The sequence below is a fragment of the Promicromonospora citrea genome (assembly GCF_013004695.1).
Classification (GTDB): Bacteria; Actinomycetota; Actinomycetes; order Actinomycetales; family Cellulomonadaceae; genus Promicromonospora; species Promicromonospora citrea.
Genome location: NZ_JABEMG010000171.1, coordinates 1 through 7,836 on the forward strand (window position 1 = coordinate 1; position 7,836 = coordinate 7,836).

Here is a 7,836-nt window from a genome sequence, read left to right on the forward strand (position 1 = left end):
CACTCTACCCGGCGTCGATCATAATCGACAGGACGTTGACTAAAAATCGACAGGGTGTAGATTCGAGGGCATGACAGAACACCCCAGCCCCCAGACGTTCCTCGTGACCGGGGTGAGCTCCGGTCTGACCCGTGCCGTCGGCGGAGCGGCGAACGCGGCGGGCGAGGTGCGTGTCGTGCCGGTCTCGCAGGTGCGCGGGCTGGAGTTCGACGCCGTGGTCGTGGCCGACCCCGACGGCATCACCCGGGCGCGGCCGGGCGGCGAGCGCGACCTCTACGTGGCGCTCACCCGCCCGACCCGGCGGCTGGTGGTCGTGGGCTGAGGCGCCCGGCCGGGGCGTCAGCTCACCAGCTCGTCGCGACCGGCATGCCCTCCTGGTAGCCCGCCGCCGACTGGATACCGACCACCGCGCGCTCGGCGAACTCGGTCAGCGACCGTGCGCCCGCGTAGGTGCACGACGAACGCAGCCCCGAGGTGATCTCGTCGAGCAGGTCCTCGACGCCCGGCCGCGCCGGGTCGAGGTACATCTTGCCGCTCGAGATGCCCTCCTCGTACAGGGCCTTGCGGGCGCGGGCGAAGGCCGTGCCGCTGCCTGCCGTGCGGGCGGCGACCGCGCGCGCGGACGCCATGCCGAAGGAGTCCTTGTAGAGCCGGCCGGTGCCGTCGTCCTTGAGGTCGCCCGGGGACTCGTACGTGCCCGCGAACCAGGAGCCCACCATCACCTGGGAGGCACCGGCGGCCAGGGCGAGGGCGACGTCGCGCGGGTGGCGCACCCCGCCGTCGGCCCAGACGTGCCTGCCGAGCTCGCGCGCGGCGGCCGCGCACTCCAGCACGGCGGAGAACTGCGGCCGTCCCACGCCCGTCTGCATGCGCGTGGTGCACATCGCGCCGGGACCGACGCCGACCTTGAGGATGTCGGCGCCGGCGGCGACCAGGTCGCGCACGCCGTCGGCCGTCACGACGTTGCCCGCGACGACGGGCACGTCCGGGTCCACGGAGCGCACGGCGTCGAGCGCCGCGAGCATGCGCGTCTGGTGCCCGTGCGCGGTGTCGACGACGAGCACGTCGACACCCGCGGCCAGCAGGTCCTTGGCCTTGGCCGCGACGTCGCCGTTGATGCCGACGGCCGCGCCGATGCGCAGGCGGCCGTCCGCGTCGAGGGCGGGGGAGTAGATCGAGGAGCGCAGCGCACCCTTGCGGGTCAGCACGCCGGCGAGCAGGCCGTCGCGCACCACGGGCGCGACGTCGAGGCGCGCGGAGTGCAGCACGTCGAACGCGGCCTCCAGGCCGTCCGGGCCGTCCAGCAGGTTCGCGTCCAGCAGCAGCGGGTCGGCCGACATCACCTCGGACACGCGCGTGAACCGGTCGACGTCGGCGCAGTCGGACTCCGTGACGACGCCGACGGGCCGGCGGTCCTCGACGACGACCGCCGCGCCGTGCGCGCGCTTGCCGAGCAGGGTCAGCACGCTGTGCACCGTGTCCTGCGGCGCGACGACCACGGGGGTCTCGATCACCGGGTCCTTCGCCTTGACGTCGGCCACGACGCCCGCGACGACGTCGGCGGGGACGTCCTGGGGGAGGATCGCGAGGCCGCCCCGCCGGGCGACCGTCTCGGCCATGCGGCGGCCCGCCACCGCCGTCATGTTGGCGACCACGACGGGGACCGTGGTGCCGGTGCCGTCGTCGGAGGACAGGTCGACGTCGAACCGCGACGTCACGTCCGAGCGCGAGGGAACGAGGAACACGTCACCATAGGTGAGGTCCGTGGTGGGGGACTGCCCCGGGAGGAATCGCACGGTTCTCAAGAGTAAAGAGTTCTTCTGCTCGTGCCTATGAATTCGGGCACATCCGTGGCACCTCCGTGTGGAGGTATCGCAGACGGCCTCCGAACAGGCAGGGGAGAGGCCACCGAGGTGGCACAGTGGAGGTGTCGGAGCCCTTTAGAGTGGGGCCCCGATCCGCCCGACAGGACACGACGACAGGTCACGTGCAGGGCACGACGAAAGGACGCAGATGGGTCTGCTGAGCGACATCCGCCTCCCCGAGGACGTCCGGGCCCTCACGCCCGGCCAGATGCCGGAGCTCGCCGAGGAGATCCGCCGGTTCCTCGTGGAGAGCGTCTCGCGCACCGGCGGGCACCTCGGCCCCAACCTCGGCGTGGTCGAGCTGACCATCGCGCTGCACCGCGTCTTCGACTCCCCGCGCGACGCCATCGTGTTCGACACGGGTCACCAGTCGTACGTGCACAAGCTGCTCACGGGGCGGCAGGACTTCTCCGACCTGCGCAAGCGCGGCGGCATCTCGGGCTACCCGAGCCGCGCGGAGTCCGAGCACGACGTCGTGGAGAACTCCCACGCCTCGACCGCCCTGTCCTGGGCCGACGGCATCGCCAAGGCCAACCAGGTGCGCGGCAAGGACGACCACGTCGTCGCCGTGATCGGGGACGGCGCCCTGACCGGCGGCATGGCCTGGGAGGCGCTCAACAACATCGCCGAGAGCCGGGACCGCAAGCTGGTCATCGTCGTCAACGACAACGGCCGCTCCTACTCGCCGACCATCGGCGGCCTGGCCAACCACCTCGACACCCTGCGCACCACGCACGGCTACGAGGCGTTCCTCGGCTGGGCGACGCGCACCCTGCACCGGTCCGGCGCCCCGGGCCGCTTCGCCTGGCGCTGGCTGCACGGGCTCAAGAAGGGCCTGAAGGACGTCGTCGCGCCCCAGGGCATGTTCGAGGACCTGGGCATCAAGTACATCGGCCCCGTCGACGGGCACGACACCGAGGCGCTCGAGCGGGCGCTCGGTCGTGCCAAGGCGTTCGGCCGCCCCGTGATCGTGCACGCCATCACCGAGAAGGGCCGCGGCTACAAGCCCGCCGAGGAGGACATCGCCGACCGGTTCCACGCCGTCGGCGTCATCCACCCCGAGACCGGCCTCCCCGTCGCGCAGAGCCGGTTCGGCTGGACCAAGGTCTTCGCGGACGAGATCGTGCGGATCGGCCGCCGCCGGCCCGACGTCGTCGCGATCACCGCGGCCATGCTGCACCCCGTGGGGCTCGCGCCGTTCCAGGAGGAGTTCCCCGACCGTACCTTCGACGTCGGCATCGCCGAGCAGCACGCCGTGACGTCGGCGGCCGGCATGGCCTACGCCGGGCTGCACCCCGTCGTCGCCGTGTACGCGACCTTCCTCAACCGGGCCTTCGACCAGGTGCTCATGGACGTCGCCCTGCACAAGGCGGGCGTCACCTTCGTGCTCGACCGCGCGGGCATCACCGGTGACGACGGCGCGAGCCACAACGGCATGTGGGACATGGCGATGCTGCGCATCGTCCCGGGGCTGCGCCTGGCCGCCCCGCGCGACGAGCCCACGCTCCGGGAGGCGTTGCGCGCCGCCGTCGACGTCGACGACGCGCCCACCGTCGTGCGCTACCCCAAGGGCGCCGTCGGCGACGACGTCCCGGCGCTGGAGTCGCTCGACGGCGTGGACGTCGTGGGCCGGTTCGAGGCCGCGGCAGGCCGCGCGGGCACGCCCCGGCGCGTGCTCGTGGTGGGCGTCGGCTCGATGGCGGGCTGCGCCCTGGAGACGGGCGAGGCCCTTGCCGCGCACGGCGTCGAGGCGACCGTCGTCGCCCCGACCTGGGTGCTCCCCGTGCCCGAGAACCTCGTCAAGCTGTGCGGCGAGCACGACCTCGTGGTCACCGTGGAGGACGGCGTCGTCGACGGCGGCGTGGGCGACATGCTCGCCCAGCGCGCCGGCGAGCAGGGAATCGGCACCCCGCAGGTGCACCTCGGTCTGCCGGTCGCGTTCCTCGACCACGCCAGCCGCGACCACATCGTCCGGGCGCAGCGCATGACCGCGGCCGACGCCACCCGGGACGCCCTCGCTGCGCTGGCCCTCCTGTGAGCGCCGGGATGACGGGGACCGGCCGCACCGTCGGCGTCGAGGAAGAGCTCATGCTCGTCGGGCACGACGGCGCGCCCATCGCCCGCGCGCAGGACGTCATCGGCAGCGCGCAGCCCGACGACGGGCCGCTCGAGTACGAGCTCATGGAGGAGCAGATCGAGACGGCCACCCCGCCGCGCTCGTCGCTCGAGGACATCGCCGCGGCGATCCGGGAGGGTCGCGCGGGCGCCCAGGCCGCCGCCGAGCGGCACGACGCGCGCATCGCGGCCCTCGCCACCTCGCCGATGGCGCTCGCCGGCACCACGGTCGGCAAGCTGCGCTACCTCCTGGCGCGCGCCGAGTTCGGCCTCACCGCGCGCGAGCAGCTCACCAGCGGCTGCCACGTGCACGTCGCGGTCGCCGACGACGAGGAGGGCGTCGCCGTCCTCGACCGGATCGGGCCGTGGCTCGCGCCGCTGCTCGCGCTGTCGGCGAACTCGCCGTACTGGATGGGCGACGACTCGGGGTACGCCAGCTTCCGGTCGCAGGTGTGGGCGCGCTGGCACACGGCAGGCCCGACGCGCCGGTTCGGCAGCCCGGAGGCGTACCACGACGCCGTGAAGGGCCTGGTCGCGACCGGCACGATCCTCGACGAGGGGATGGTCTACTTCGACGCGCGGCTCTCGGCGCGCTACCCGACGGTGGAGATCCGCGTGGCGGACGTCTGCCTCTCGGCGAACACGGCGACCCTGCTGGCCGCGCTCGCGCGGGGCCTGGTCGAGACCGCCGCCCGCGCCCGGGACACCCCGGCGCCGGACGTGCCCGTCGAGATCCTGCGCACCGCGCTGTGGCGGGCCGGTCGGTCGGGCCTCAAGGGTGACCTCGTGGACCCGCGCACCTGGCGCCCGGCCCCGGCGCACGACGTGGTCGGTGCGCTGGTGGCGCACGTGCGCGAGGCGCTGAGCGACCAGGGCGACCTCGACACCGTCACCGACCTGCTGGGCGAGCTGTGGGCCTCGGGCGGCGGCGCCGCCCGTCAGCGGTCCTGGGCGGCGGAGACCGACGGCGACCTCGCCGCGGTGGCCCGCCGCGCGTCGGAGGCGACGCTGGAGTAGCCGCGGGCCGGGCCCCGGGAAAGAAGTTGTCTCCTCGGGGCGGGTCTGCGAGCGTCGCGGCATGGATCGTGCTGCCCTCGCTGACATCTTCCCGCCCTTCGGCCTGCGGGTGACCTGCGGCGACCTCGAGCTCCGGCTGCCCGACGACGCCGAGCTCGTCGCGCTGGCCGACGTCGCGGTGGCGGGTATCCACCCGCCCGGGCGGCGGCCCTTCCTGAGGGCGTGGAACGCGGGCACGCCCGAGGAGGTGCGCCGCCGCATGCTCCAGTACCACTGGGCGGCGCGCGGCCGGGTGTCCGCCGAGGAGTGGGCCCTGGAGCTGGCGGTCTTCCGCGCGGGGGAGCCGGTCGGCGTGCAGGGCCTCACCGCACGAGGCTTCCGCGTGACCCGGTCGGTCGGCACCGGGTCCTGGCTCGCCCTGCCGCACCACGGGCGGGGCATCGGCAAGCGCATGCGCCTGATGGCCCTGCACCTGATCTTCGAGGGCCTCGGGGCCGACGTCGCCACCACCGAGGCGTTCGACGACAACCCCGAGTCGAACGGCGTGACGCGGTCGCTCGGCTACGCGCCCAACGGCGTCGCGCTGCAGGAGAGGCAGGGCGAGCAGGTGGTCGAGAACCGGTACCGGATGACGCGCGCCGCCTGGGCCGACCGGCCGGCCGCCCACCGCCTCGACGTCGGACTCGAGGGCGTCGAGGCGGTGCGGGCGCTGCTGGAGGAGCCGCCGGCCTGACGGCGGGCTACCGCTTGGCGACCGCCCACCAGATCGCGCCGGCGACCGTCAGGGCGAACCCCAGCCCGCCGAGCAGGAACCCGCCGAGCAGGACCAGGCCGCCGGTGCCGATCGCGAGCGTGCTGTCCACGTCGAGCGGTGCGCCGACGGCGATCGCGGCGTCCGGCGTCGCCATCCGCTCGTCGACGACGAGGGTGTGGCTGCCGGGGTCCTCCAGGCCGATGACCCCGAGCGGGTACACGGACCACCCGTTGATCGGCAGCGCGCCGGACTGGTCCGGCGGCATGATGTGCACCGGGCCGCCCGGCCCTTCCGCCGTCACCGCGGACGGTGCCAGGAGCGCGGCAGGACCCCGCGAGACCTCGTACACGATGTAGGCGCCGGGCTCCGTCGCCTCGAAGGTGAGGGGAGTCGTCGACTGCTCCACCCCTATCGCGTCGCTGCCGGCCGTCCCCTGGGCGGTGACGAGGTCCGCCGGCACCATGTCGGCGATGCCCCGCGCGGTCCCCACACCGCCCACGACGCCGAGGACGATCCCGAGCACGAGGACGCCGACGCCGACGAAGGTGAGCACCTTGGGCCCGGTCTTCCGGGGACGCGCCGGTGCCGGGTACTGCTGTCCCGGGGAGGGGGCCGCGTGCTGCTGCGGGTCGGCGGCTCGGCCCGCGGGCTCGTAGGGTGCGGGCGGCTGCTCGGGGGGCGTCGACATGCCTGCATCGTCCCGTCGTCGCCGGGCGGCGCCAAGGAAAACAGCCGACTTCACCCGGTCCCGCGGTCCTCAGCCGTAGATGGTCTCCGCGTACCGCGGCCCGTAGTGCGTCTCGACCTCCTCGAGCGTCTGGTCCTGCCGCTCGAGCGTGTGCGCGATCACCGCGCGACGCGGCACCGCCTCCGGCTCCCACGTCTCGGGGTCCCAGGCGCGCGAGCGCAGGAACGCCTTCGAGCAGTGGTGGAAGACCTCCTCGACGTCGACCTCGAGCGCGAGCACCGGCACGTTGCGCCGTACCCGGAGGTCCGCGAGGTACGGGGCGTCGCGCACGAGCCGGGCCCGGCCGTTGACGCGCAGCGTGTCGCCGCGGCCGGGGACGAGGAAGATCAGCCCGACGTGCGGGTTGGAGAGCACGTTGAGGTAGCCGTCGGTGCGGCGGTTGCCGGGGCGCTCGGGGATCGCGATCGTGCGCTCGTCGAGCACCCGCACGAGCGAGCCCGCGGGGTCGCCCTTGGGGGAGACGTCGACGGTGCCCGCCGCGTCCGACGTCGCGACGAGGCACAGGGGCGAGGCCTCGAGCCACTGCCGGTCGAGATCGTGCAGGGCGGTCCGCACCTTGCCGGCCGCCGGGCCGAGGGGCGGGGGGATGATCTCGCGCAGCTCCTCGACCGTCGTGACGGGGGTGCCGCCGAACCTGCTCGGGTTGCTCATGTCCCTCACCCTAGACCCGGTGCAAACCGGGCATGTCAGACCATCCGGGTACGCTCGCAGCGCCATGACCGAGCAGAGCACCCTCCCCAGCCCGCCGCCGGCGGCGCCCGCCGCCCCGCCCCGGAGCCTCCCCCGGACGTGGTCGCCCCGCGCCGCCCGCCGCGTCCTGGACCAGGCCCGGTCCCTGCTCGACGACGCCCGGCTGCTCACCACCGCGGACGGCGACCTGCGCGAGCGCGTCCGCGAGGCCTACACGGCGACCCGCGAGGTGCGCGTGCACGCCGACCTGCGCGCCGTGCCGGTCACGGTGCTCGAGGAGCGCCGCAAGAAGCTCCGTGTCGCCGTGCTCCAGAAGGCCGGCTTCACGCACGTCTCGCACGTGCTGGCGACAGGGACGGACCGTCTCGTCGAGGCCGGCATCGGCGCCACGACCGCGCGGCTGGCCACCTCGGCGGCCCGCGAGCTCGCCGACGAGGTGGACGCCGACCTCCGCTTCCGCATCGACGTCGACCCCGGCGACCCCTACGCCACCGTGCTCGTCCAGGCGCTGCACGCCTTCGGCCTGGCCACCGACGCCCGCCACCGCCACCTCGACGAGGCCCGCCGCGTCGCCGACGTCGTGCCGGCCCGTCTCGAGCCCGCCCGCCCCGCCACGAGCCTCTGGCGCCGGCTGGTCGCCGGCGCCG

Annotated in this window: 8 protein-coding genes; 5 read left to right on the forward strand and 3 right to left on the reverse strand. The window is 74.3% G+C overall.

The window, feature by feature from the left end; genetic code table 11:
* Positions 1-70 precede the first annotated feature (70 nt).
* Entirely contained in the window at positions 71-322 is a 252-nt protein-coding gene (locus tag HLB15_RS21115) for an ATP-binding domain-containing protein (protein WP_249360494.1), read from the forward strand.
* A gap of 22 nt (positions 323-344) precedes the next feature.
* Here the strand turns inward: HLB15_RS21115 and HLB15_RS21120 are convergent, their stop codons facing one another.
* Complete coding sequence (locus HLB15_RS21120) at positions 345-1,796, reverse strand: GuaB1 family IMP dehydrogenase-related protein (RefSeq protein ID WP_171108378.1); 1,452 nt, start codon at positions 1,794-1,796, stop codon at positions 345-347.
* Between the two features lie 217 nt (positions 1,797-2,013).
* Between HLB15_RS21120 and dxs the strand changes: the two genes are divergently transcribed.
* The 3 genes from dxs (at position 2,014) to HLB15_RS21135 (ending at position 5,730) form a co-directional block, all read left to right on the forward strand.
* Positions 2,014-3,903, forward strand: a complete 1,890-nt coding sequence (gene dxs, locus HLB15_RS21125) for a 1-deoxy-D-xylulose-5-phosphate synthase (protein WP_171108380.1) — start codon at positions 2,014-2,016, stop codon at positions 3,901-3,903.
* Between the two features lie 8 nt (positions 3,904-3,911).
* Positions 3,912-4,997 (forward strand): carboxylate-amine ligase, encoded by a 1,086-nt coding sequence (locus tag HLB15_RS21130; protein WP_189086991.1) that lies wholly within the window; start codon positions 3,912-3,914, stop codon positions 4,995-4,997.
* A 61-nt stretch (positions 4,998-5,058) separates the two neighbouring features.
* Positions 5,059-5,730: a GNAT family N-acetyltransferase gene (locus HLB15_RS21135; protein WP_171108382.1), complete on the forward strand. Its 672-nt coding sequence runs from the start codon at positions 5,059-5,061 to the stop codon at positions 5,728-5,730.
* A 7-nt stretch (positions 5,731-5,737) separates the two neighbouring features.
* Here HLB15_RS21135 and HLB15_RS21140 read toward each other — a convergent pair whose 3' ends face one another.
* Entirely contained in the window at positions 5,738-6,439 is a 702-nt protein-coding gene (locus tag HLB15_RS21140) for a hypothetical protein (RefSeq protein ID WP_171108384.1), read from the reverse strand.
* A 69-nt stretch (positions 6,440-6,508) separates the two neighbouring features.
* On the reverse strand, positions 6,509-7,150 hold the full coding sequence (locus tag HLB15_RS21145) for an MSMEG_1061 family FMN-dependent PPOX-type flavoprotein (RefSeq protein WP_171108386.1): 642 nt from the start codon (positions 7,148-7,150) through the stop codon (positions 6,509-6,511).
* A gap of 64 nt (positions 7,151-7,214) precedes the next feature.
* On the opposite strand from HLB15_RS21145, the gene HLB15_RS21150 reads away from it, so the two are divergent.
* The coding region (locus HLB15_RS21150; RefSeq protein WP_212760184.1) for a hypothetical protein at positions 7,215-7,836 on the forward strand (622 nt) is incomplete at its 3' end.

Bases quoted from the DNA above. Each gene is read 5' to 3' on its own strand.
- HLB15_RS21115 (WP_249360494.1), top strand. From the start codon at position 71: ATGACAGAACACCCCAGCCCCCAGACGTTCCTCGTGACCGGGGTGAGC.
- dxs (WP_171108380.1), top strand. From the start codon at position 2,014: ATGGGTCTGCTGAGCGACATCCGCCTCCCCGAGGACGTCCGGGCCCTC.
- HLB15_RS21130 (WP_189086991.1), top strand. From the start codon at position 3,912: ATGACGGGGACCGGCCGCACCGTCGGCGTCGAGGAAGAGCTCATGCTC.
- HLB15_RS21135 (WP_171108382.1), top strand. From the start codon at position 5,059: ATGGATCGTGCTGCCCTCGCTGACATCTTCCCGCCCTTCGGCCTGCGG.
- HLB15_RS21140 (WP_171108384.1), bottom strand. From the start codon at position 6,439: ATGTCGACGCCCCCCGAGCAGCCGCCCGCACCCTACGAGCCCGCGGGC.
- HLB15_RS21145 (WP_171108386.1), bottom strand. From the start codon at position 7,150: ATGAGCAACCCGAGCAGGTTCGGCGGCACCCCCGTCACGACGGTCGAG.